The organism is Roseburia hominis A2-183, assembly GCF_000225345.1.
In the GTDB taxonomy this organism is placed as follows: Bacteria; Bacillota; Clostridia; order Lachnospirales; family Lachnospiraceae; genus Roseburia; species Roseburia hominis.
On the sequence record NC_015977.1, the window covers coordinates 1,397,119 to 1,420,025 of the forward strand.

The 22,907-nt window shown below is 51.9% G+C and carries 22 protein-coding genes; 17 read left to right on the forward strand and 5 right to left on the reverse strand.

The annotated features are described in order from the left end of the window. Nucleotides 1-13 precede the first annotated feature (13 nt). Both RHOM_RS06180 and RHOM_RS06185 read left to right on the forward strand, forming a co-directional pair. Nucleotides 14-1,381 carry an MATE family efflux transporter gene (locus RHOM_RS06180; RefSeq protein WP_014079426.1) on the forward strand — a complete coding sequence of 456 codons (1,368 nt, stop codon included), beginning with the start codon at nt 14-16 and terminating at the stop codon, nt 1,379-1,381. A 12-nt stretch (nt 1,382-1,393) separates the two neighbouring features. Beyond that, a complete protein-coding gene (locus RHOM_RS06185; RefSeq protein ID WP_014079427.1) occupies nt 1,394-2,023 on the forward strand; it encodes a cytidylate kinase-like family protein in 630 nt (209 codons plus the stop codon). 224 nt (nt 2,024-2,247) lie between these two features. Here RHOM_RS06185 and RHOM_RS06190 read toward each other — a convergent pair whose 3' ends face one another. Together RHOM_RS06190 and RHOM_RS06195 are read right to left on the reverse strand one after the other, a co-directional pair. Then, nucleotides 2,248-3,021, reverse strand: coding sequence for a sulfite exporter TauE/SafE family protein (locus RHOM_RS06190; protein ID WP_014079428.1), 774 nt, complete (start codon nt 3,019-3,021; stop codon nt 2,248-2,250). 1 nt (nt 3,022) lies between these two features. After that, nucleotides 3,023-3,457 carry a MarR family winged helix-turn-helix transcriptional regulator gene (locus tag RHOM_RS06195; RefSeq protein ID WP_014079429.1) on the reverse strand — a complete coding sequence of 145 codons (435 nt, stop codon included), beginning with the start codon at nt 3,455-3,457 and terminating at the stop codon, nt 3,023-3,025. Between the two features lie 283 nt (nt 3,458-3,740). Between RHOM_RS06195 and RHOM_RS06200 the strand changes: the two genes are divergently transcribed. Both RHOM_RS06200 and RHOM_RS06205 read left to right on the forward strand, forming a co-directional pair. Further along, entirely contained in the window at nt 3,741-4,637 is an 897-nt protein-coding gene (locus tag RHOM_RS06200; protein ID WP_014079430.1) for a YitT family protein, read from the forward strand. Nucleotides 4,638-4,714: 77 nt separating this feature from the next. After that, a complete protein-coding gene (locus RHOM_RS06205; protein ID WP_014079431.1) occupies nt 4,715-5,236 on the forward strand; it encodes a GNAT family N-acetyltransferase in 522 nt (173 codons plus the stop codon). 2 nt (nt 5,237-5,238) lie between these two features. On the opposite strand, the gene RHOM_RS06210 is transcribed toward RHOM_RS06205, so the two are convergent. Then, nucleotides 5,239-6,006, reverse strand: coding sequence for an exodeoxyribonuclease III (locus RHOM_RS06210; RefSeq protein ID WP_014079432.1), 768 nt, complete (start codon nt 6,004-6,006; stop codon nt 5,239-5,241). Between the two features lie 114 nt (nt 6,007-6,120). Between RHOM_RS06210 and RHOM_RS06215 the strand changes: the two genes are divergently transcribed. From RHOM_RS06215 to RHOM_RS06260, 10 genes are all read left to right on the forward strand, one after another. Then, complete coding sequence (locus RHOM_RS06215; RefSeq protein WP_014079433.1) at nt 6,121-6,843, forward strand: DUF5131 family protein; 723 nt, start codon at nt 6,121-6,123, stop codon at nt 6,841-6,843. Between the two features lie 19 nt (nt 6,844-6,862). Beyond that, nucleotides 6,863-8,515 (forward strand): ASKHA domain-containing protein, encoded by a 1,653-nt coding sequence (locus RHOM_RS06220; protein WP_014079434.1) that lies wholly within the window; start codon nt 6,863-6,865, stop codon nt 8,513-8,515. 17 nt (nt 8,516-8,532) lie between these two features. Further along, nucleotides 8,533-9,900, forward strand: a complete 1,368-nt coding sequence (locus RHOM_RS06225) for an MATE family efflux transporter (RefSeq protein ID WP_014079435.1) — start codon at nt 8,533-8,535, stop codon at nt 9,898-9,900. 164 nt (nt 9,901-10,064) lie between these two features. Next, a complete protein-coding gene (locus RHOM_RS06230; protein WP_014079436.1) occupies nt 10,065-12,671 on the forward strand; it encodes an EAL domain-containing protein in 2,607 nt (868 codons plus the stop codon). Further along, nucleotides 12,655-13,008, forward strand: a complete 354-nt coding sequence (locus RHOM_RS06235; RefSeq protein ID WP_014079437.1) for an Hpt domain-containing protein — start codon at nt 12,655-12,657, stop codon at nt 13,006-13,008. Before RHOM_RS06230 ends, RHOM_RS06235 begins: the two co-directional genes overlap by 17 nt. Further along, entirely contained in the window at nt 13,005-13,712 is a 708-nt protein-coding gene (locus RHOM_RS06240) for a 4'-phosphopantetheinyl transferase family protein (RefSeq protein WP_014079438.1), read from the forward strand. The genes RHOM_RS06235 and RHOM_RS06240 overlap by 4 nt, the downstream gene beginning before the upstream one ends. 45 nt (nt 13,713-13,757) lie before the next feature. Further along, nucleotides 13,758-14,261, forward strand: coding sequence for a transcription elongation factor GreA (gene greA / locus RHOM_RS06245; protein WP_014079439.1), 504 nt, complete (start codon nt 13,758-13,760; stop codon nt 14,259-14,261). Between the two features lie 28 nt (nt 14,262-14,289). Beyond that, complete coding sequence (metF, locus tag RHOM_RS06250; RefSeq protein WP_014079440.1) at nt 14,290-15,159, forward strand: methylenetetrahydrofolate reductase [NAD(P)H]; 870 nt, start codon at nt 14,290-14,292, stop codon at nt 15,157-15,159. A 36-nt stretch (nt 15,160-15,195) separates the two neighbouring features. Next, the gene (locus RHOM_RS06255) at nt 15,196-15,570 is read left to right on the forward strand and encodes a hypothetical protein (protein WP_014079441.1); all 375 of its coding nucleotides are present in this window, start codon (nt 15,196-15,198) and stop codon (nt 15,568-15,570) included. Next, a complete protein-coding gene (locus tag RHOM_RS06260) occupies nt 15,567-16,025 on the forward strand; it encodes a hypothetical protein (RefSeq protein ID WP_014079442.1) in 459 nt (152 codons plus the stop codon). The genes RHOM_RS06255 and RHOM_RS06260 overlap by 4 nt, the downstream gene beginning before the upstream one ends. Before the next feature lie 69 nt (nt 16,026-16,094). Here RHOM_RS06260 and larC read toward each other — a convergent pair whose 3' ends face one another. Together larC and larB are read right to left on the reverse strand one after the other, a co-directional pair. Continuing rightward, nucleotides 16,095-17,384, reverse strand: a complete 1,290-nt coding sequence (larC, locus tag RHOM_RS06265) for a nickel pincer cofactor biosynthesis protein LarC (RefSeq protein WP_014079443.1) — start codon at nt 17,382-17,384, stop codon at nt 16,095-16,097. A gap of 40 nt (nt 17,385-17,424) precedes the next feature. Beyond that, a complete protein-coding gene (gene larB, locus RHOM_RS06270; RefSeq protein ID WP_014079444.1) occupies nt 17,425-18,177 on the reverse strand; it encodes a nickel pincer cofactor biosynthesis protein LarB in 753 nt (250 codons plus the stop codon). Between the two features lie 216 nt (nt 18,178-18,393). Here larB and RHOM_RS06275 point away from each other — a divergent pair, with 216 nt between their 5' ends. Genes RHOM_RS06275 through RHOM_RS06285 form a run of 3 tightly spaced genes read left to right on the forward strand, consistent with a single transcriptional unit; the run spans nt 18,394 to nt 22,895 of the window. After that, nucleotides 18,394-18,966 (forward strand): TetR/AcrR family transcriptional regulator, encoded by a 573-nt coding sequence (locus tag RHOM_RS06275; RefSeq protein ID WP_014079445.1) that lies wholly within the window; start codon nt 18,394-18,396, stop codon nt 18,964-18,966. A 40-nt stretch (nt 18,967-19,006) separates the two neighbouring features. Next, the gene (locus RHOM_RS06280) at nt 19,007-21,412 is read left to right on the forward strand and encodes a glycoside hydrolase family 2 protein (RefSeq protein WP_014079446.1); all 2,406 of its coding nucleotides are present in this window, start codon (nt 19,007-19,009) and stop codon (nt 21,410-21,412) included. Nucleotides 21,413-21,434: 22 nt separating this feature from the next. Then, nucleotides 21,435-22,895, forward strand: a complete 1,461-nt coding sequence (locus tag RHOM_RS06285; protein ID WP_014079447.1) for a DUF6937 domain-containing protein — start codon at nt 21,435-21,437, stop codon at nt 22,893-22,895. Nucleotides 22,896-22,907 lie beyond the last annotated feature (12 nt).

The window sequence follows — 22,907 nt, forward strand, 5'->3', positions numbered from 1 at the left end:
CAAGGAGGATTATATGACAGAGAGTAACAAGATGAAGGAAATGCCGGTAAAGAAGCTTATGGTGCAGATGGGAATACCGATGATCTTATCCATGGCATTGCAGGCTGTCTACAATATTGTGGACAGCGCCTTTGTCGGAAACATGAAAGTGGGGAGTGAGGCGGCATTAAATGCACTTACGCTGGTGTTCCCGGTTCAAATGCTTATGGTGGCAGTTGGAATCGGAACGGGTGTGGGGACAAATGCACTTTTGGCAAGGACACTCGGGCAGGGAAATACAAAAAAGGCAGCGAAGGTTGCAGGCAACAGTTTATTCCTCGGAGGAATCATTTATGCAGTATGCCTGTTGTTTGGAATTGCCGGAGTGAAGGCATATATTTCCTCACAGACGGTTGATCCGGAAGTAATTTCGATGGGAACAAGCTATCTTAGAATATGCTGCGTGATTTCCTTTGGAATTATCTTCTTTTCTTTATTTGAAAAGTTATTGCAGGCAACCGGACGTTCTTTATATTCGACCATCGGTCAGGTTGTGGGAGCCGTGATCAATATCATTCTTGATCCGGTTATGATCTATGGTATCGGACCGGTTCCTGAAATGGGAGTAAAAGGCGCAGCCTACGCGACGGTGATCGGTCAGGTGGCGTCTGCGGTATTGCTGTTTTTGTTCCATATGAAATTGAATCAGGAATTTGAGCATGGAGTGGAGTACATGAAGCCGGATGCCGGTATCATAAAAGAAATCTATGCGATCGGACTTCCGGCAATCATTGCGCAGGCGCTGATGTCGATCATGGTTTATGTGATGAACTTGATTCTGAAGTTCAGCCCTTCTGCACAGACCGCATACGGACTGTTCTATAAAGTCCAGCAGTTTGTGTTGTTCTTAGCATTCGGACTCAGAGATGCAATTACACCCATTATTGCTTTTGCTTATGGAATGGGAAGCAAAAAGAGAATCAAGGACGGAATAAAATATGGTCTCCTGTATACAACGGCGCTGATGATTTTTGGTATCATTATCACGGAAGTGTTCCCGGGAGCATTTGCGACACTGTTTAATGCCGGGCAATCCAGAGAATATTTTATTGGAGCGATGCGGATTATCTCCATCAGCTTTATCTTTGCCGGAATCAATGTGGCATATCAGGGCATTTATCAGGCTTTGGACGGAGGTATCGAGTCACTGGTGATTTCGCTGCTCAGACAGCTTGTCATCATATTGCCGCTGGCAGGAATTTTTTCAATCTTTGCAAGAAACGGTCAGATGGGCATCTCACTGATCTGGTGGGCATTTCCGATCACGGAGATGATAGCGTGTCTGGTGGGCTATGTATTTTTAAAGAGAATCAGAAAAAATAAAGTGGAGCGTTTAAGTTAGGGAGGAATTGAGATGGCAAAAAGAATCATTACAATCAGCAGAGAATTCGGAAGCGGCGGTCGTTTTATCGGCGAAGAAGTGGCAAAGAAGCTTGGAATTGCCTATTACGATAAGGATATCATCGGTCAGATTGCAGAGAAGTCAGGATTTTCTACGGAGTACATAAAGGAAAATGCGGAACTCTCTCCAAAGAAGGGTTTGTTTGGCTATGCTTTTGCCGGACGCGACCTTACCGGAAAATCCGTGGAAGATATGGTGTACGAAGCGCAGAGAAAGGTGATTCTGGAGATCGCAGAAAAGGAGAGCTGCGTCATTATAGGAAGAAATGCAGATTTTATTTTGAAGGACAGAGAGGATGTGCTGAATGTATTTATACACGGCGATATGCCGGAAAAAGTGCAGCGCATCTGCAGACTGTACCATGTCAACGAAGGCGAGGCAGCTAAAATGATGGCGGATATTGATAAGAGGCGTATGACAAATTATCGTTTTTACACGGAGCAGAAATGGGGAATGGCGGGCAATTATACACTGTCTATGAACAGCTCCAGGCTGGGGTATGAGATGTGTGAGAAAATGATTATGGATTGTACAAAAGCTGGCGTTGCGCACTCTTGTATTTGTACGTCTCAGGTTTTATAATGCCCTGCAGGACGATATCTTCTTGTTGTAACACCGGCCTATGCGTGGAGAATTCCAAGAATTGTGAGAGACTGGATGATCGGCACCGAATTTAAAGATGTCAGGCAGGTATGGCTGTGACCGGGAGATTTGCGGGGAACCGGGCGCTGGCGGCGGTGGGAAGCTGCCAGCGTCCGGTCGGCATATTTGTAAGCATATTCTGGTTATCTGCTATTTTGCAGATTTTACAACAAGGAAAACGCCAGCACGACGATGCCAAGGACTACAAGAATGACACCGGTTGCACGGTTTAACGTCTTTGGTGTGGCCTTATTGGCGAATACGGATGCGATTCTCGCCCAGAGGAACGTGAACACCACGCACAGAAGAAAGATTGTCCAGTCGGGAGCGCCGCCGATGGCAAAGTGCGACACGGCTCCGGTGAGAGCGGTGAAAGTCATGATAAATACGCTCGTGCCAACCGCAGTTTTTAACTCATAGCCCAGCACAGAGGTTAAAATTAAGAGCATCATCATGCCGCCTCCGGCACCGATGAAACCGCAGATAAATCCGATGATCACGCCGCAGACAACCGACTGGATGGCACGTTTTTTTGTGGAGACCTGCGCCATGGATTCTTTTGTCGTCATGACAGGTTTTACGATGAACTTGATGCCGAGAAGAAACGTCATGAAGACGGAAAAATTCCCCATGGTGGTGGACGGGACAAGGCTTGAGATGTAGCTTCCGATGACGGTGAAGATTAAGACGCTCACCATCATAATCACTCCGTTGCGGATATCCAGATTTTTGTTTTTACCATAGACGTAGGCGGAGACGGCGCTTGCAAGCACGTCGGAGGAGAGGGCGATGCCGACTGCCATATAGGGGTCGACATCCAGAAAAGTGATTAACATCGGGCTGATGACGGCGGCTGCGCTCATTCCGGCGAAGCCGGTGCCGAGTCCGGCGCCCATGCCGGCAAAAAAGGTGACGAGTATCGTGAATAATAATGTCATATCAGTGTTCCTCCTCTAACATGTGATCCAGATTCTGCTCCATCTGGTGAATACTTTCTGCGAGCTGCTTTCTGGCAGCGTCGTCGATGTGCGCCAGAAGACTGTTCATAAAGCGGTTCTGAAGTGTGCGCCCCTGTTCGATGACAGCGCCGGCTTTGTCTGTGCAGAGCAGATGGGTCTTCCTGCGGTCGTCTGTGTCCGCCTCACGCCGCAGATAACCTTCACCGACAAGCTTGTCTACGTTGATCGATACGAGGTTGGCTTTGATCTTGCGGACTTCCACAATATCGCGTGCGGTGGTATATTCTGGGTTGTTCGCCAGAAACATCAGAATATCGAACGCGGTCTGTGGGAGATTCAGTTCGTGACACAAAGGTCTGCATACAGCACTGTAGGCAGCCGATAGTTTCATGGTAAATTCAATACCGGTATTCATAGGTAAATGCTCCTTTCAATGGGATAAAATAATACTTCACGCATGTAATATTCATATTGATATGTCTTGCATATATATATACTTCAAATATGAATGATTCATATGTGAAGTATATTAACACGACACATACGGATTGTAAAGAGAAACATATTTGACAAATTCCGGATTCCGGTGTTACAATAGGATACGGAAAAGAGCGTTAGCATATTATATTCGTATAATCTGCTGGTGCTCTTTTTTTGTGTTGTGGAGACACTCGCATGCAAAGGAAGGATGAATGAAAATGAAAAAAGAAGATAGAGAGATATTTTTAAAACAGATATTCTGGGAGGTTGTGGGAAGTGCGTTTATCGCTGGCGGTATTTACAATTTTGCGGTGCAGGCGGGATTTCCGATGACCGGATTTTCCGGTATCTCGATCATTTTATATCAGCTGTTCGGTGTGCCGGTTGGATTTTCCACGATACTGCTGAATATACCGGTGGCAATATTATGCTATCGTCTGCTGGGAAGACATTTTTTCTTCAGCTCACTGCGCTGTATGCTGATTTCTTCTCTGATGATTGACTATGTTGCGCCGCTGCTCCCGGTTTACTCGGGAGACCGTCTGCTTGCGGCACTCTGTACCGGTGTGTTTGCCGGACTGGGATATGCGGTGATTTACATGCAGAATTCCTCGACCGGTGGTTCCGACTTTATTATTATGGCAGTCAAGAATCTGAAACCATACTGGTCTGTCGGGAAAATTTCGTTCGTGACGGATGTGATCATCATTCTTCTGGGCGGATTTCTGCTTCGGGATGTGGATGGAATTATCTACGGAATGATTGTGAGTTTTCTGCTGGCAATCGTGGTCGACAAGCTGATGTACGGCATCAATTCCGGGAAAATGACACTTGTCGTGACAGAGCATGGAAAGGAGATCTGCGATGTGATCGATTCCTGCTGCGGCCGCGGCTCTACGATATTACAGGGACAGGGCGGTTACCGCTGTGACAACAAACAGGTCGTGATGTGCGTGTGCAACAACAAAGAGATGTATCTGCTTCAGCATGCTGTTAAGGAGGCAGACCCGGCATCGTTTATGATTATATTGGAGTCCAATGAAGTGCACGGAGAGGGCTTCCGCACCATCAGGATCGGAGAGGGTGAGACGCAGGCAAAGAACAGCGCGGTTTGATTCCGTAGGAAATTTGTGCTATAATCTTGTTTTATGGTATAAAAGTAAGTAAGAAAGAATCAGCCGGGAGAGAGAACATGCAGAGTTTAGAGACACTGACAGAACGGGATTTTGACAGCGTATGGGAGATTATGGAGGAGAGTTTTCCGCGGGACGAGAGACGATCCAGGGAGGCGCAGAGAAAGATACTGGATGTCTCCTGGTATCACCTGTACGGGTACCGTGCACATGGGGAACTGATGGCGTTTCTGGCAGTGTGGGAGTTTGATACATTCCTGTTTGTGGAGCACTTTGCCGTGAGGAAATCATGCCGAAACGGCGGACTTGGAGCGGTACTTCTGACACAGCTGACGACGCAGAGCAGAAAGCCGGTTATACTGGAGGTGGAACTGCCGACCGGTGAACTGGAAGCCAGACGGATTGCATTTTATGAGAGAAACGGATTCGTGATGAATCCGTTTGAATATATGCAGCCGGCGATGGGAGAGGACAGACATGCCATCCCGCTTCGGATCATGTCTTATCCGAAGCGGCTTTTGGCGGATGAATTTGAGACCATGCGGGACGTGCTTTACTGTCATGTCTATCGGCAGAAATAGTGCTATGGACAGAATGGCAGATCGACGGTAAGTGTTACCGGACAGTGGTCGGAGCCAGTGACATCGGTGAGAATTCCTGCATCCACAAGGCGGTCATCGAGTGCGGATGAGGTGATGAAGTAGTCGATACGCCATCCGGCGTTCTTCTCTCTGGCGTGAAAGCGGTAGGACCACCAGGAGTAGATGCCCTCGGTATCCGGATAAAAATGGCGGAACGTATCGGTGAAGCCGGCGGATAAAAGAGCCGTCATTTTTGTGCGCTCCTCGTCGGTAAAACCGGCGTTTTTCCGGTTGGTTTTCGGATTCTTAAGGTCGATCTCTTCGTGGGCGACATTGAGATCGCCGCAGAGAATCAGAGGCTTGTTCCGGTCAAGACCTTTTAGATATGAGAGAAATGCATCTTCCCACTCCATGCGGTAGGAGAGCCTTGCCAGTTCATTCTGGGAATTTGGCGTGTAGCAGGTGACCATATAAAAATCCGGGAATTCCAGCGTAATCACACGTCCCTCGGTATCGTGCTGTGGAATGCCGATGCCGTAATGCACCGACAGAGGTTCCTTTCTGGTAAAAATGGCGGTGCCGGAGTAGCCCTTTTTCTGCGCATAATTCCAGTAAGCGTAATAGCCCTCCGGTGCAAAATCAATCTGCCCCTCCTGCAGTTTGGATTCCTGGATACAGAAAATATCAGCATCACTTGCTGTAAAAAATTCTGCGAAGCCTTTCTGCATGCAGGCGCGCAGACCGTTGACATTCCATGAGATCAGTTTCATAGACAATTCCTTTCTGTGGCTGCCCGGATGTGGCAGCGGTTTTACTTTTTCCAGATTTGTGATAAGTATACCATCCGGCGGACAAAAAGGAAAGAAGAAGGAGGCGCGTTTCGTATGGCGGTCTGGAATCCCTGGCATGGCTGCAAGAAAATCAGTGCAGGGTGCGACAACTGTTATGTATATGAAAAAGATGCGATGTACGGCAAAAATGCGTCCGTGATCCGAAGGACAGCCAATTTTGATCTGCCGGTAAAGAAGAACCGGAGAGGAGAATACAAGCTGCTGCCACAGGAGGAACCGGTCTATGTGTGCATGACGTCGGATTTTTTCCTGCCGGAGGCGGATGAATGGCGGAGCGAGGCGTGGGCGATGATCAAGGAGCGGCAGGATCTTTCCTTTGTGATTGAGACAAAGAGGGAGCACCGCTTTTTTAAAGCACTGCCCGGCGACTGGGGAGACGGCTATGAAAACGTGACGATTCTCTGTTCGGTGGAGATTCAGAGACGCGCGGATGACCGGATTCCTGCATTTTTAAAACTGCCGGTGCGCCATAAGGGAATTCTCTGCGAACCGCTCCTTGAAAAACTGGTGCTGGATGCGTATCTAAAGACCGGGGAGATTGCGCAGGTTCTCTGCGGCGGCGAACAGGGAGCAGACGCGCGTGTATGCGATTTTGCCTGGGCGCTGGAACTGATGAACCAGTGCGTGAACTGCGGGGTTACATTCCGCTTTTTGCGGACCGGCACTTTTTTCCGGAAAGGGAACCGGATATACCGGATCGCGGAGGAGGAACAGGAAGAGCAGGCGAGGCGGGCAGGCGTGGACTACACGCCATAACGCGGGGAGGAATGACTGGATGAACGTTCAATATGCAAAAGAAGTGATAGAACTTCCGGCAGGATCGGGCGGGAAGGCAGAGACGCTGCTGATGCGTCTGATAAGAGCGGGACATTATGTGGATGCGCCCTGCGGCGGAAAGGGAACCTGTGGAAGATGCCGCGTGCGCTTTGTGTCGGAGGCACCACAACCGACGGCAAATGAGCGGAGGCTGCTCACAGCGGAAGAACGAAGCAGTGGCGTGCGCATGGCGTGTGAAGTGTGCGGGGCAGAGGCATGCAGCCTGCAGCTTCCCGTAAGCCGGGAGCAGAAGATTGATGTGTTGGTCACGGCGGATGCAGCGGATGGGGAAAATACCGGTCAGACGGCAGGAGCCATCCCTGGTGAGAGAGATTGCGCGGCGATGCACAACAGAGAGGGTGCAGCCAAGATATGGGGGCATTCCGGGAAACAGCGCTGCGGCGCTGCCGTGGATATCGGTACCACCACGCTCGCTGCAACGCTTTATGACCTTACAGAGAGGAAACGGATTGCCGCCGCATCCTCGGTAAATCACCAACGGGCATACGGCGCGGATGTTCTGTCCAGAATCCAGGCGGCAAACGAGGGGGCGGCAGAGGAACTGCGCCTTAGCATCTGCCGGGATATTGATGCGCTGCTTGCGGGACTCGTGGCGGATGCCGGGATACCGGATGATGCTGTGGAGGAACTTGTGATTGTCGGAAATACGACCATGTGTCATCTCCTGCGCGGATTATCCTGTGCGGGGCTTGGAGCGGCGCCTTTTACGCCTGAGGATCTCTCTCTCTGGGAGGGGAGCGATGCAGAGCTTGCACTGTCTGACCGGTGGAGTGTGTCAGTGACCATTTTGCCCGGAATCTCTGCTTTCGTCGGAGCGGATATCGTGGCGGGAATCTATGCCTTGGAAATGGACCGGAAGAAAAATGCGTTGCTGCTGGACATCGGCACCAACGGGGAGATGGCAGCCGGGGGAGCGGATGGATTTCTTGTGACTTCCGCAGCGGCGGGACCGGTCTTTGAGGGCGGGAATATATCCTGCGGTGTTGCGGGCGTTCCGGGAGCCGTGACAAGCCTGGTTCTGGAGAGAGATCCTGCCGCCATAGGAGGAATAAGAACCGTGGAGTTAAGCACCATCGCTGGTGAGACACCGATCGGCTTATGCGGAACCGGGATTATTGACGCTGTGGGAGAAGCCGTGCGGCTCGGACTCATCGATGAGAACGGGACGTTTGAGGAACCCTGGTTTACGGACGGCATGCCGGTCGCGGAGGGCAGATTCCGGTTCCGGCAGGAGGATGTGAGACAGGTGCAGATGGGCAAGGCGGCGATCCGCGCAGGGATCGAGACGCTGCTCGCGGAATACGGCGGAGGAGACCCCGAAGAAATCCTGATCGCAGGAGGTTTTGGCTGCAGGATGGACGAGGAGCAGACTATCCGGATCGGACTGTTCCCGGAACAATTCCGGGGACATATCACGATGATTGGCAACAGTGCGCTTGCGGGAGCACAGCGGTATCTGCTCGACGACAGGACGGCGGCAAAACAGAGGCTTGCGTCTATCACAGGGCGCGCACAGGAACTTTCGCTTGCCATGCACCCGAAATTCAACGAATTATATTTGGACGAGATGTTTTTTGATACAGACAGATGATGGGAGGAACCGTTGATATGGAACAAAAAAATGATTTTCTCGGGAGAGATCCGATTGGGAGACTGCTGTGGCGCATGTCGCTTCCAGCGATCGTTGCACAGCTGATCAACCTGTTATATAACCTGGTAGACCGGGTCTATATCGGACATATGCCGGAAGATGGGGCGCTGGCACTTACAGGGGTGGGCGTCTGCCTGCCCATTATCATGATTGTGTCGGCATTTGCCGCACTTGTGAGCAACGGCGGGGCACCGAGGGCTTCCATGGCGATGGGAAAGGGCGACTATGACGAGGCGGAAAAAATTCTCGGCAACAGCGTTGCACTGCAGATTGTCATCTCCGCCGTGCTCACGGTTCTGCTGTTACTGTTTTACAGACCGCTGTTGCTGACGTTCGGAGCAAGTGAGAATACTATCGGCTTTGCTTCGGATTATATGAAAATCTATGCGGCCGGAACGGTCTTTGTGCAGCTGACGCTCGGCATGAATGCGTTTATCACGGCGCAGGGCTTTGCCAGGACAGGAATGCTCAGCGTTATGATCGGCGCGGGCTGCAATATTGTGCTCGACCCGGTTCTGATCTATGGATTCGGTATGGGAGTCCGCGGAGCGGCGACCGCGACGGTGATCTCGCAGGCGGTATCGACCGTCTGGGTTCTCTCATTCCTGACGGGAAAAAAGACTGTATTAAAAATCCGCAAAAAGTATCTGCGCATGGAAGCGGGCGTGGTACTTCCGGGGCTGGCGCTTGGACTTGCCCCGTTTATCATGCAGGCAAGCGAGAGCGTGATTACGGTCTGCTTCAATGCCTCGCTGCTCAAATACGGGGGAGACGTGGCGGTGGGAGCCATGACGATTCTATCCAGTGCGATGCAGTTTTCCATGCTTCCGATGCAGGGACTCGGACAGGGCGCCCAGCCGATCACAAGCTACAATTACGGCGCCAGAAATGCAGAGCGCGTTAAAAGGACATTCCGTCTGCTGTTGACCACAAGCCTGTGCTATTCGATGGCGGTATGGCTTTTAATCATGCTGTTTCCGCAGATGTTTGCAATGATTTTTTCCTCCAACGCAGAGCTGATCGCATACACGAAGTGGGCGCTCCGCATCTACTGTGCCGCCATGGGTATTTTCGGGGCGCAGATTGCATGTCAGATGACATTTATCTCGATCGGCAATGCGGGGGCTTCGATCATTGTGGCGATTATGCGTAAATTTGTGCTGTTGCTGCCGCTTATTTATCTGCTGCCGCATCTGGTGAAAAATCAGACCATGGGCGTGTATCTGGCAGAGCCGGCAGCGGATGTGATCGCGGTAAGCTTTACGCTTGTTCTGTTTTTCTTCCAGTTCAAAAAGGCGATTGCTGTCATAGAGAAGCCGCAATAGCGGGTAGGGCTTTTTTCCTGCTTCTTTTGCCCGAAGTATTGAAATGCGGCGGTAACTTTGCTATGATGAAGTGAGGTTATGATGCGTTTGATGACGAATGCAGATTAGGAATATAGGACGAATCGGATAGGAACCAGGAGAATAAAAAAAACCGGGGTAAGAGTATGGGCAGCAGAGATAAGGTACTCATAGTGGACGATTCAGAGCTGGATCGGATCGCATTGAAAAAGATGCTAAAGGATGCTTATGAGATTGTAGAGGCAGTAGACGGTGCAGGTGCACTTCGGATTCTGGAATCGCAGAAGGAGTTTGACGCGATATCTGCGATCATTCTGGATCTGGTCATGCCGCAGATGGATGGGTTTGAATTTTTAAGAGAATACCGCAAGGTGGATTCTTATCGTCGGATACCGGTCATTGTGGCGTCTGTGGAGCGTGACGTCAAGACGGAAAAGGCATGTCTGGCACTGGGGGCAAGAGATTTTATAGGAAAACCATATGATCCGCAGATCGTGCGGTTCCGGGTAGAAAATGCGGTGCGCAGCAGTGAACAGCAGCTGTCGAGAGAATTGAGATACCGTGCGGATTACGACATGCTCACCGGAATTTATAATAAGACGCATTTCTTTGAAGCAACCCGTGTTCTGCTTAAGAGACATCCCGAAGAGACGTATGCGTTTTTACGTCTCGACATCGAAAAGTTCCAACTGGTGAATTCTTTCTTCGGAAGCAGCAGCGGTGACGGACTTTTACAGTATATCGCGAAGGAGATCCGGAAATTTGCGGGAGATACGGAACAGATTGCCTACGGAAGAATCGAGGCGGATATTTTCGGCATCTGCATGCCGTACAGGGGCGAGGAGACGATGTTAGAGCTTGTGCGCTACATGCGCATGCGTCTCGGACAGTACCAGCTCGCTTTTGATGTGGTGCCGGCAATCGGAATCTATGTGATCCGGGAGCGGGATCTCTCCGTTGATGCGATGTATGACCGGGCGAATCTGGCTGCCAAGCAGTGCAAAGGCAATTACATCGAAAACTATGCGTTTTATGTGGATGAGATGCGGGAAGACATCGTGCGGGAACAGCAGATTGTCAACCATATGCGGCATGCGTTGGACGAGGAGGAATTCGTCCTTTACCTGCAGCCGAAGTACAGCCTGCAGGACAACAGGATCTGTGGGGCGGAAGTGCTGGTGCGGTGGGCAAAGCCGGAAGGCGGCATGATCTCGCCGGGAGAATTTATCCCGGTCTTTGAGCGCAATGGATTCATTACCAAGCTGGATTACTACGTCTGGGAGAAGACCTGTAAGCTGCTTGCAGGATGGATTGCCGAGGGGAAAAAGCCGTCGCCGGTGTCGGTCAACATTTCCAGGGTCAGCCTCTATAATCCAAGACTGGTGGAGGCAATCTGCGGACTGACGGACCGCTACCACATCCCCCGGGAACTGTTGGAACTGGAACTGACGGAGAGCGCCTACACGACGAACCCGAAGGCGATCAAGGAGACGATGGAACGTCTGCAGAAGGAAGGATTTTCTATTCTGATGGACGATTTCGGAAGCGGATATTCTTCTTTAAATGTGTTAAAGGATATTGCCGTGGATGTGCTCAAGATCGATATGAAGTTTCTGTCGGATACGGATCAGGAGGGGCGTAGCCAGAATATTCTCGCGTCGGTTGTGCGCATGGCAAAATGGCTGAATCTCCCGGTGATTGCGGAGGGTGTAGAGAGAAGGGAGCAGGTGGACTTTCTGCACAGCGTCGGATGCGAGTATGTACAGGGATTTTATTTTGCGAGACCGATGCCGGTATCCGACTATGAAAAGCTGGTATCCGAGAAAAAGGACGAACTGCAGGAGAAGTACCAGAAGGACGAGATCGGCAGGGATATGCTCTGGAACGCGACGTCACAGATGGGAAGCGTATTTTCCGGCATGATGGAGCCGGCGGTCATCTATGAATATGAGAAAGAGCAGAACCGGATTGATACACTCCGCGTGAACAACGCCTACTATGACATGTTCGGATACGGAGATATCAATTCCTCGGGCGGGCTTGTGATGGAAAAACAACTCTCGGACGAGAGTAGGAAGATTCTCCTCGGCACGTTTGAGGATATTGCAAAGTCGAAGGAGACCGCAGCCTGCGAATTTTTGCGCACTTCTAAGAGCGGACGCTCGATCTGGGTACATCTGAAGCTGAAATACATCACGAGCGTGGGCGAAAAGCACATTATCGTCGGTACGCTTACCGATATTACGGAACAGCGGATGATGGATCAGGAACTGCAGAAATACCGTCAGGTACTTCTGGCAGCGGAAAAGACAGAGCGGACGATGCTGGTTGTGGATGATCAGGAGGTAAATCGCGGACTGCTTAAGTGCATTTTTGAGCAACAGTACCGGATCCTTGAAGCGGAAAACGGAGCGGATGCCTTTGAGGTCTTAAACAGAGAGTCCGGCAAGGTGGATATTATCCTGCTGGATCTTGCGATGCCGGTGATGGATGGAATGGAATTCCTAAAGCGAAAGCAGCAGGATGCCGTCCTTGCGGGAATCCCGGTGATTATCATCACAGCGGACGACACGACCGGACATCAGATCCAGATGCTGCAGCTGGGCGCAGAGGACTACATCGTGAAGCCTTTCGTGCCGGAGATTGCGATGCGCAGAGTGGAAAATGTTCTGGGAGCTGGCAGACTGTTGAAGCGGGTGTCTGTTGCCGGAGAGAAGGATAAAGGAGAGACGGACAATGGAGGAACTGTTTGATTCCTTGAAAAACTGGGGCTGTGATGTGGACGGTGCGCTGGCACGGTTCATCGGTGACAGGGAGCTGTACCGCCGCTGCCTGTACACGGCAGCGACAGATCAGAATTTTGAACTTCTGCCGGAGACGCTGCGCTCAGGGGAGATGGGGCGTGCATTTGAATGTGCGCATACATTAAAAGGAATGCTTGCCAATATGGGACTGACCCCGTTATATGATATTGTGGTGCGGATTGTGGAACCGCTGCGTGCGGGAGAGACGGCGGGACTTTTACCTGCCTGCGACGAACTTCTGGCGGCGAGAGACAGGCTGAATACCCTGTTAAAGGAGACGGCATGAGGGTTCTGATAACCAATATTTCGCCGCTGCGGGATGCGGCATTGTACGAAGAGCTTCTGCGGTATGTACCCGCAGAGAGACAGGAGAAAATAGCGCGCTGCGGGAAGCAGGAGGATCGCAGGAGAAGTCTTGGCGCAGGTTTGTTGCTGGAGTATGGTCTGCGAAGTCTTGGCTGTTCCCTGCTTCCGCTGGTGCCAGGGACAGAGACGGTGCATCTGGTGCGCGGTGCCTACGGAAAGCCGGAACTTTCCGGCGGGACGGGGGTGCATTTTAACCTGTCCCACGCGGGAGACTATGCGGCGGCGGTATTTGACGACGGCGCGGTTGGCATCGACGTGGAACGGGCGCGGCGCGTGAATGTGAATGTTATGCAAAGGCAGTTTACGGCAGCGGAGAATGCGTATCTGCGGAGCAAACCGGATGCGTTTTTAAGACTCTGGACGCGCAAGGAAAGCTATTGCAAAGCGGTAGGGGAAGGACTGCACCTGCCGCTTTCTTCTTTTGATGTGCTGGAGGATCAGGTGGCAGGCCGGGAAGCATCGGACACAGAGACGGTAGGCAGGGAGGCGGATGCCGGGGACTTTTATTTGTATACAGAAGCATTTGCAAAAGATTATGTATTGTCGTTCTGCACGGGACATCCCATCACGGGGTGTCCTGTGCAGAACGTTGATCTGCGGAAATTATTTGACGGCATTTCCTAAAATCACTATAATAAATTCATCAGCCAAAAAGGATGGGGATAGATCATGTACGATGAATTGACAGAGCAGGATATCAAGAAAATGGAAGAGGAGATCGAGTATCGCAAGCTGGTTGTGCGCAAGGAAGCACTCGAGGCTGTGAAGGAGGCGAGAGCCCAGGGAGATCTCAGCGAGAATTTTGAATATCATGCGGCAAAAAAAGACAAGAACCAGAACGAGAGCAGAATCCGTTATCTGGAGAAGATGATCAAGACAGCGAAGATCATATCTACGGATTCCGCGGAGGACGAAGTCGGAATGAATAACACCGTCACCGTGTATTTCGAGGAGGACGATGAGGAAGAAGTCTATAAGATTGTCACCACCGTGCGCGGCAATTCACTCAAGAACTTGATCAGCAATGAGTCGCCGCTCGGTAAGGCGCTGCTTGGACACCGGGTAGGGGATCGCGTGGAAGTGCGGGTCAACGATGATTATTCTTATTTTGTCACAATCCGCAAGATCGAGAATACCGTGGATGACGGAACAGACAAGCTGAGAAAATTTTAGGCATGACGCAGAAGAAAGGATAGAGCAGATGAGACTGACAGAATTATTAAAGACCGATCAGGTTACGATTTCCTGTGAGCTGTTTCCACCCAAACAGGGGGCGCAGCTTGCCAATTACAAAAATATCGTTGCGGACATGGCGGCATTGAAGCCGGCATATATGAGCGTGACCTACGGCGCGACCGGCGGTACGTCCGACTATACGGTAGAACTTGCCAGCGAGGTGGAAAAGCATCAGATTCCGGCGCTTGCACATTTAACCTGTGCTTCCTCCACGAAGGAAAAGGTGGCATCCGTGATTGAGGAGTTAAAAGAGAAGCAGATCAGCAATATTCTGGCGCTCCGGGGAGACATTCCGCAGAATGCGGATTTCCCGCTTCCGAACCAGTACCGTCATGCGAGTGAGCTGATCGCGGACATCAAAGCACAGGGAGATTTCTGCATCGGCGGCGCCTGCTATCCGGAGGGACATCCGGAAGCGGACACCATTTTTGAGGATCTGGATCATCTGAAGGAAAAAGTGGATGCGGGCTGTGAATTCCTAACGACACAGATGTTTTTTGATAACCACATTCTGTACAATTTCCTGTACAAGGCACTCTCAAGAGGCATCGATGTGCCGGTGGTTGCGGGAATCATGCCGGTGACGAACAAGGCGCAGATCAAGAGGATCGTGTCGCTTTCCGGCAATATGGTTCCGCCGCGTTTCCTGGCGATCGTGGATCGTTTCGGGGATAATCCGGCGGCGATGCGCCAGGCCGGAATTGCTTACGCGACGGATCAGATTATCGATCTGATTGCCAACGGCGTGAATCACGTACATATCTATACTATGAATAAGCCGGATGTCGCGGGCGAGATTCTGGACAATTTGTCCGAGATCTATGTGAGAGCGTAATCTGGGGCTGATCCGGGCTTGTGCGGGAGGAAGGCTATGGCAGGGAAGAATGTTGAGGGACAGCTTGAGTTATTTTCACTGTTTGATTCGGTGGAAGAACTCGAGCAGAAGATCAAAGGCGCCGGACTGAAAGAAGTGCAGGGCGAACCGGTGATGGAACAGTGTTACAGGCACCGTGACACCGGTGAGACGGCGGTGGCGGCGTATCTGGACTATAACCGGGTCTATGTGGCGGACTGGGGCAGGAAGCCCCTGCTGTATCAGTTTGACAGCACAAAAGAGGCTGTCGGGTATTATGCAGACTGGCTGGACCGCCATGCGTCGGATGAAGCGGCGGTAGCGGCACAGCGGCCGGAAGCATTGCAGAAGGCGAAGGCAGTCCGCTGGGAGAATACGGAGGTAGAGAAATGAAACAGGAAGAATTATGCCGTAAACTGACGGAGATGATTGCGGAGACAAAAGCACAGAAGCTTTCCTGGAGACTGGAAGTACAGACCACAGAGGGAAATGATGCTTCCGAGAAGCCGATCGAGGAGGAGCACGGAACAAAGTGGACGATTGATGAGTGTTATGCGTCTTACAGCTGTAACTACCGCGGAAAAGAATTCTGCATGATTACCTATGAGCTGCTCAAGAAATCCGGGGATAAGGAGCGCTCAAGCAATCTGGTCTTTCTGCCGCCGGAGGGAATCCGCTTTTTCGACCTTCACACCTTACTGCCGTACAGTGTGGAGATGTCGGCGGTGCTTGCGGATCACATTCACCAGCTCTGGCTGCTTTTGATGGAGCAGTACAAGGAAAAGTGCCCCGGTGTGGAACTTGCGGTAAGATCCGGGATGCTTACGATCGAAGAGGAAAATCTGTAGACTGGGATTCATTACAGTACACAAAAAACGTGCGGGAGACTGCGGTATGTGCAGTCTCCCGCACGTTTTTTAGTGCAGGGATTTCTCGATTTCATTCAAAGAGAGGGCGCAGTGGTTCTTTAAGACCACGGATTTTAAATCCTCAAATTCCGCTTTCTCCTTCTGGATGCCGTAGCCGGAACTTTTTTTGATGCGGATATTGCCGTACGAGGTCTTGCGCGTCTCAAAAGTAGATTCCAGCTTTGCGCGTTCGAACACCTGGTAGCGCACGCCTCTGGTCGAAGTATGGAGGAAGAAAAGCCCTGTGAATTTTTCACGTTCCTCCATCTCACACAGACAGGTTAAGAGAATGCCGGGACGGTTTTTCTTCATCTGGATCGGGATTGTAAAGACGTCCAGTGCCCCGGCTGCCATAAAGATCTCCGTTGCAAGTCCCAGCGCTTCGCCGGTCATATCGTCGATGTTGCAGGAGATCGATAAAATGGTATCGTCGCAGGAGTATGGCTCCTCCTCCTCGGCAGCGAGATAGGAGGCGGTGTCGCCGAGAAAAGCACGGACACAGTTCGCGATGCCGAAATCTTTCGAGCCGATGCCGTAGCCGATCTCCGACGCGGTCATGGTAGGCATCGGGAGATAGCGCAGCACATAGTAGTGCAGGATGGCAGCACCTGTCGGGGTTAAAAGCTCGCCGGTCACGGAGCCGGTGTAGAACGGAATGCCGCGCAGAAGCTCTGCGGTCGCCGGGGCAGGAACCGGCAGCACGCCGTGTGCACATTTTACAAAGCCGTTTCCGACGTGAAGGGGCGACGCGAGAATCTGCTCCGGTGCGATCGTGCGGATTAAAAGCGCGCAGCCGACCACATCCGCGAGTGCGTCGAGTGTTCCCACCTCGTGAAAATGGATCTGCTCTAACGTGGTGTCGTGTACTTTTGCTTCTGCCTCTCCGAGCAGGCGGTAGATGGCGAGCGCATCGTCCTTTACCTCTGCGGGAAGATCAAGGGATGCGATCTCCTCGCAGACGGCGGCGTAGGTGGTGTGCGTGTGGGAGTGTCCGTCCTCCGCAGAATCGGACGCTTCGTGGGCAAAGGATGCATCCGGACTCTCTGCATGCGTGTGATGGGCATGTCCCGCCTTGACATCGAGAGAGACCTCCTCGGTACCGTCCACCGTTACTTTCATGTGGGTTCCGTTGATACCGCAGCTTACGGCGGATTCCGGAGAAAGCACGATATGATAAGGGGCAAAGACGGTGTTCATCTTGTGCAAAAACCATTCTTTCTGATCGCAGATCTCATAAAGGGCACTCATCAACATATCTCCGGCAGCACCCATATTACATTCCAGATAAATTGTTTTCATAGTGAGAAGAAACCTCCTGTTAGAGTGATGGATGGTGTGATCAGCCGCCGATGTGGTTGATCATGCTTGCAAGGTAGCCCGCGCCGAAGCCGTTGTCGATGTTGACGACAGATACGCCGCTGGCGCAGGAATTGAGCATGGACAATAGCGCGGAAATGCCGTGAAAGCTGGCGCCGTACCCAACGCTTGTGGGAACGCCGATGACAGGGCAGTCCACGAGACCGCCGATGACGCTGGCGAGAGCGCCCTCCATGCCTGCGACGGCGACGATGGCATTGGCGGATGAGAGCAGCTCCATGTTGGAGAGCAGGCGGTGCAGTCCCGCGACGCCGACGTCATAGACGCGTACGACCTTGTTGCCGAGCACTTCTGCCGTTAAGGCTGCCTCCTCCGCGACGGGAATGTCGCTCGTGCCGCCTGTGGCTACGACGATGGTTCCCTCCGCTGTGATATGCGGCGTACGGTTCACAATGCCGATGCGGGACGCCTCATCGTAGAACAGCGTAAAACGCTCGGAAAGGTAAGCAGCGGATTCCGGGGAAAGCCTCGTGATTAAGATATTCTCCGGACAGTGGGCGAGCAGACTGTTCGTGATGCCCTCGATCTGTTCTTTGGTCTTGGAGGCTCCGTAGATCACTTCCGGCGCTCCCTGACGCACTTCGCGGTGATGATCGACCTTGGCGTATCCGAGATCCTCAAAAGGAGCCAGCTTTAACTGCGCGTAGGCTTCGCTCGCGGTGAGCGTTCCGTTTTCAATATTATTAAGAATCGTTCTGATATGATCGTTTTCCATGATGTCCTCCATGTCTGTAATTAACCATATTATACCCATTGTACGGCGGGATTGCAAGAACGCGCAGGCGCTTGAAAGACCGGAATTTAGTACATTTATACAAAAAATGGAAACTGATTTTGTAAATTCGGTTTCTTGTGAGAACCTGGAAATCGTGATAGAATAAAGGAAACCAGAAAAATAAAAATAGTTTCCAAAAGAGGGAGGTGGCTAAAGATGCAGCAGAAAGAAGTGATCCTGGAGGGAACGATCAAAGCGTTTAATGAGAAAGGCCTGAAGTTCACCATGGACGATGTGGCGAAAATCCTCGGAATGAGCAAAAAGACCATATATACCGTATTCCGCGACAAGGAGTCGATGTTTCTTGCGATGGTGGATTACATGTTCGATTCCATCAAGGAGAGTGAACAGCAGATCGTGGAGGATGACGCGCTCTCTACGGTGGAGAAGATCAGACGGATTCTCGGAGTGATTCCGGAGAGTTACCGGGATGTGGATTTCAGACAGCTCTATCTGTTAAAGGACAAGTATCCGGTGATCTACAAGCAGGTGGAAAAAAGACTGGAGACCGGCTGGGAGACAACGATCCAGCTTCTGGAGCAGGGAATGGCGGAAGGCGTGGTCCGCAAGGTCAGCATTCCGATCGTAAAGATGATGCTGGAGGCCACGGTAGAACAGTTTTTCCAGAGAGATATCCTGATTCAGAGCGGGCTTTCCTATCTGGAAGCGCTCGATGAGGTGGTTTCGATTCTGGTAAACGGAATTGTGGTGCCGGAGGCGGCGGGATAAACGCGTGGCAATGCAGGAAGGTGACAGGCAAAGGTAGAACATGGAGAACAGAGTATATTTAAATGACGACTGGAAGTTTTCGGAGCAATTTACGGAAGAAATGCTAGGCGACGGCTTTGACGTGGGAAACATGATTCCGGTACGGCTTCCGCACACGGCAAAGGAGACACCGCTTCACTATTTTGACGAATCTGTTTACCAGATGGTCAGCGGATACCGCAGAGATGTCTATATTCCGGAAGAATGGAAAGGAAAACGTCTGCTGCTCACGATTGACGGGGCGGCGCATGAGAGCGAAGTCTACTGGAACGGGAAGAAGATCGGGGAACATCACTGCGGCTACACGGCATTCACGATGGACATCAGCGACGATGCCGTCTACGGCATCCGCAACACGCTGGTGGTCAAGGTGGACAGCAGGGAGAGCGTGAATATACCGCCGTTTGGATTTGTGATTGACTATATGACATACGGCGGACTCTACCGTGAGGTGTGGCTCGACATCAAGGAGAAAACCTATCTGAAGGATGTGTTTGTGCGGGGAGATCTTTCCGGTGACTCCGGCAGACTGATCTCCGAGATTACGGCGGAAGGCGGTGGGGAGAATCTTAGCGTCAGACAGAAGATCAAAAGATGCGGCGAGAGCGGCTACCGTCTTCTGGGCGAATGTGAACTGACCGGAACAAAGCTTGTGCTCGACTATACGGTGGAATCCGTTCTGCCGTGGGACACCGTTCATCCGGTCTGCTATGAGGTGTGCACACAGCTCATCCAGGATGAAAAGGTGCTGGATGAAAATGTGACGGTCACAGGCTTTCGACATGCCGAGTTTAAGGCGGACGGTTTTTATCTGAACGGTAAAAAAGTAAAGCTCCGCGGACTCAACCGACATCAGAGCTATCCGTATGTGGGATATGCCATGCCGGAATCCATGCAGCGGATGGACGCGGATATTTTAAAGTATGAGCTTGGCGTCAACGCCGTGCGGACATCCCACTATCCGCAGTCTCATTACTTTATCGACCAGTGTGACAGAATCGGACTTCTGGTATTTATGGAGATTCCGGGATGGCAGCACATCGGCGATGAGGCGTGGAAGGATCAGGCGGTTATAAATGTGCGCGATATGGTGATGCAGTACCGCAATCACACGTCCATCATTCTCTGGGGCGTGCGCATCAACGAGTCGCAGGACGATGATGATTTTTACCGCAGGACGAACGCGGCGGCGCACGAACTCGATCCATCCAGACCGACGGGCGGTGTGCGGGCGCACAAAAAGAGCAGTCTTCTGGAAGACGTCTACACTTACAATGATTTTGTGCATGACGGCACGAACCAGGGATGTGAGAAAAAGGCGGCGGTGACATCCGATCCGAAAAAGCCGTATCTGATCAGCGAGTACAATGGCCACATGTATCCGACCAAGGCATTCGACTGGGAGGAACACCGCGCGGAACATGCGCTGCGCCATGTGCGGGTGCTCGACGCGGCGGCTGCGGAGGGTGACATTGCAGGAAGCTTCGGCTGGTGCATGTTCGACTACAACACACACAAGGATTTCGGCAGCGGAGACCGCATCTGTTACCACGGCGTGATGGATATGTTCCGCAATCCGAAGCTGGCGGCGAGGGTCTATGAATGCCAGCAGGAGGAGCATACGGTTCTGGAACTGAGTTCTTCCATGGACATAGGGGAGCACCCGGGCTGCAACCGCGGCGAGACCTACATTTTTACCAACGCAGACAGTGTGCGGATGTACAAAAACGACCGTTTTATCAAGGAATACAAGAGAGAGGATTCCCCGTGGAAACATCTGCCGCACGGACCGCTCGTGATCGACGATTATATCGGAGATGCGATCGAGAAGGACGAACATTTTACAACGGCGCAGGGAAAGGGAATCAAGGATGCGTTGAATGCGACCGCACGCTACGGACTGTCGCATCTTCCGAAATCCGTGTATGTGACGGCGCTTAAGATGCTGCTCCTTTATCACATGAAGCCGACCGATGCGGTGGTGCTCTATAACCGCTATATCGGAGACTGGGGAGGCACTTCCACGACATACCGGTTTGAGGCGGTGTCGGACGGCGGCGTGACTGCGGAACTCATCAAAAAGCCGATGACAAAGGTTGTACTTTTTGCACGGGCGGATCACACAGGACTTCAGGAGAAAAGCACCTACGATGTGGCGGCCATCCGGATTGAGGCGCGGGACGAATACGGCAATCTGCTTAGCTTCTTTAATGAGCCGGTAAGCTTTGAGGTGAGCGGACCGGTGGAGCTGATCGGACCGTCCGTCATCTCGCTGGAGGGCGGAATGGGCGGCACTTATATAAAGACGACGGGTGAGAGCGGTGAGGCACGGCTTGTCATCCGGAATGCACAGACCGAACCGGTGGAACTGCGCTTTGCGGCAGCGGCAGAGCGACAGAGATTGTAAGAGAAGAGAGGGAACACAGGCAATGGAAGAAAAATCAAAAGTTATTTTTGGCAATCCGATGCCGGATAAGGTATACCGGAAAGCGGTAAAGTCGAAAAAGAAATATGCAAAAAAATTCGGGGACGATGCAGGGGCAGATTATCCTGCAATCGTGAAGAAGAATGAATACATCGGCGATATGCTGGACGTACATGACATCCGTGTGGGAGAGACGGGAGAAAACGTGGGATTTGACACGGAAAAGGGAATCATCGTCGGCAACATCCGCATGGGATTCGGACATTACCGCATTTCCATGGCGATCGCATCTGCGGCACATTCCATGGGCTATGTACCGTACTGGATGGACTTGAATTCCTACCCGCAGACGACCTGCACAAAAGTTATTGGTGCGCAGAATGATCTGTATTCCCTGGGATCAAGACTTTCCCAGAAGAGCAGACTGTTTAACCGTCTGGTCTGGGAGCCGATGAACTATGAAGGCTTCCGGAAGCTTTCCTACAATGCCGCGGATCAGAAAAACGCGGAACTGATGGCTCCGGTCTATGCGAATGTGCCGAAGGAGATTCCGGTGGTGGCGACACACGTGTGGCCGGCGCAGGCGGCAATCCATGCGGGAATGAAGCATGTGGTCAACGCGATTCCGGACAACTGGCCAATGGCGCTGCATTTATCGGAGGGAAGCATTCACACCGTGCAGACGCATTACGCCTACCAGGGCTACCGCATCTTAAACGGCATGCAGGGAGCTGACGTTCTTCGCCCGATGCCTGAGGATGATCTGATCTATACGGGACATTACATCGACCATGAGCTGGTGAGCAACATCGAGGCGGACTGTGAGACGAGACGGGCGCGCAAGAGAGAGAAAAAGCCGATGCGTTTTCTTCTCACAATCGGAGGAGCGGGAGCACAGAGAGAGATTTTTGCTTCCATCATTAAACATCTGCTCCCTGCGATTCGGGACGGCAGAGCCGCACTGTATGTGAATGTCGGTGATTACCGCAATGTCTGGGAGGAGCTGCTCGGCGAGATCCCGGGAATGAAGAAGTTTGCAACGGAGCATTTTAATAACTGGAAGGATACGACAGAGTTTGCCGCACAGGCACTTACCGGTGAGGTAAGCGGCATCCACGGCTTCTGGCATGAGAATATTTTCGAGGCAGTCTACTGCACGAACCTTCTGATGAGAAGCTGCGATGTGCTTGTGACAAAGCCGAGCGAGCTGGCATTCTACCCGGTGCCGAAGCTGTTTATCAAGCGTGTCGGCGGGCATGAGCAGTGGGGCGCCATCCACTCCGCAGAGATCGGGGACGGCACGTTAGAGTGCAGAGATATTCCGCACACGGTACAGATGCTGGATCTGTTCTTAAACGAGGACGCGCTGCTTAACGATATGTGCGACTGCATCGAGAAGAACAAGGCAGCAGGAATTTACGACGGAGCCTACCGTGTGGTAGAGCTTGCGATGGAGAAGAGATAAGGGGAGCGCGAA

Excerpts from the sequence above, each read along its gene's own strand:
- metF (WP_014079440.1), top strand. The coding sequence starts at position 14,290 with ATGAGACTGACAGAATTATTAAAGACCGATCAGGTTACGATTTCCTGT.
- greA (WP_014079439.1), top strand. The coding sequence starts at position 13,758 with ATGTACGATGAATTGACAGAGCAGGATATCAAGAAAATGGAAGAGGAG.
- RHOM_RS06225 (WP_014079435.1), top strand. The coding sequence starts at position 8,533 with ATGGAACAAAAAAATGATTTTCTCGGGAGAGATCCGATTGGGAGACTG.
- RHOM_RS06220 (WP_014079434.1), top strand. The coding sequence starts at position 6,863 with ATGAACGTTCAATATGCAAAAGAAGTGATAGAACTTCCGGCAGGATCG.
- RHOM_RS06210 (WP_014079432.1), bottom strand. The coding sequence starts at position 6,006 with ATGAAACTGATCTCATGGAATGTCAACGGTCTGCGCGCCTGCATGCAG.
- larB (WP_014079444.1), bottom strand. The coding sequence starts at position 18,177 with ATGGAAAACGATCATATCAGAACGATTCTTAATAATATTGAAAACGGA.
- RHOM_RS06285 (WP_014079447.1), top strand. The coding sequence starts at position 21,435 with ATGGAAGAAAAATCAAAAGTTATTTTTGGCAATCCGATGCCGGATAAG.
- RHOM_RS06195 (WP_014079429.1), bottom strand. The coding sequence starts at position 3,457 with ATGAATACCGGTATTGAATTTACCATGAAACTATCGGCTGCCTACAGT.
- RHOM_RS06215 (WP_014079433.1), top strand. The coding sequence starts at position 6,121 with ATGGCGGTCTGGAATCCCTGGCATGGCTGCAAGAAAATCAGTGCAGGG.
- RHOM_RS06280 (WP_014079446.1), top strand. The coding sequence starts at position 19,007 with ATGGAGAACAGAGTATATTTAAATGACGACTGGAAGTTTTCGGAGCAA.
- RHOM_RS06190 (WP_014079428.1), bottom strand. The coding sequence starts at position 3,021 with ATGACATTATTATTCACGATACTCGTCACCTTTTTTGCCGGCATGGGC.
- RHOM_RS06185 (WP_014079427.1), top strand. The coding sequence starts at position 1,394 with ATGGCAAAAAGAATCATTACAATCAGCAGAGAATTCGGAAGCGGCGGT.
- larC (WP_014079443.1), bottom strand. The coding sequence starts at position 17,384 with ATGAAAACAATTTATCTGGAATGTAATATGGGTGCTGCCGGAGATATG.
- RHOM_RS06235 (WP_014079437.1), top strand. The coding sequence starts at position 12,655 with ATGGAGGAACTGTTTGATTCCTTGAAAAACTGGGGCTGTGATGTGGAC.
- RHOM_RS06255 (WP_014079441.1), top strand. The coding sequence starts at position 15,196 with ATGGCAGGGAAGAATGTTGAGGGACAGCTTGAGTTATTTTCACTGTTT.
- RHOM_RS06230 (WP_014079436.1), top strand. The coding sequence starts at position 10,065 with ATGGGCAGCAGAGATAAGGTACTCATAGTGGACGATTCAGAGCTGGAT.
- RHOM_RS06205 (WP_014079431.1), top strand. The coding sequence starts at position 4,715 with ATGCAGAGTTTAGAGACACTGACAGAACGGGATTTTGACAGCGTATGG.
- RHOM_RS06260 (WP_014079442.1), top strand. The coding sequence starts at position 15,567 with ATGAAACAGGAAGAATTATGCCGTAAACTGACGGAGATGATTGCGGAG.
- RHOM_RS06200 (WP_014079430.1), top strand. The coding sequence starts at position 3,741 with ATGAAAAAAGAAGATAGAGAGATATTTTTAAAACAGATATTCTGGGAG.
- RHOM_RS06240 (WP_014079438.1), top strand. The coding sequence starts at position 13,005 with ATGAGGGTTCTGATAACCAATATTTCGCCGCTGCGGGATGCGGCATTG.
- RHOM_RS06275 (WP_014079445.1), top strand. The coding sequence starts at position 18,394 with ATGCAGCAGAAAGAAGTGATCCTGGAGGGAACGATCAAAGCGTTTAAT.
- RHOM_RS06180 (WP_014079426.1), top strand. The coding sequence starts at position 14 with ATGACAGAGAGTAACAAGATGAAGGAAATGCCGGTAAAGAAGCTTATG.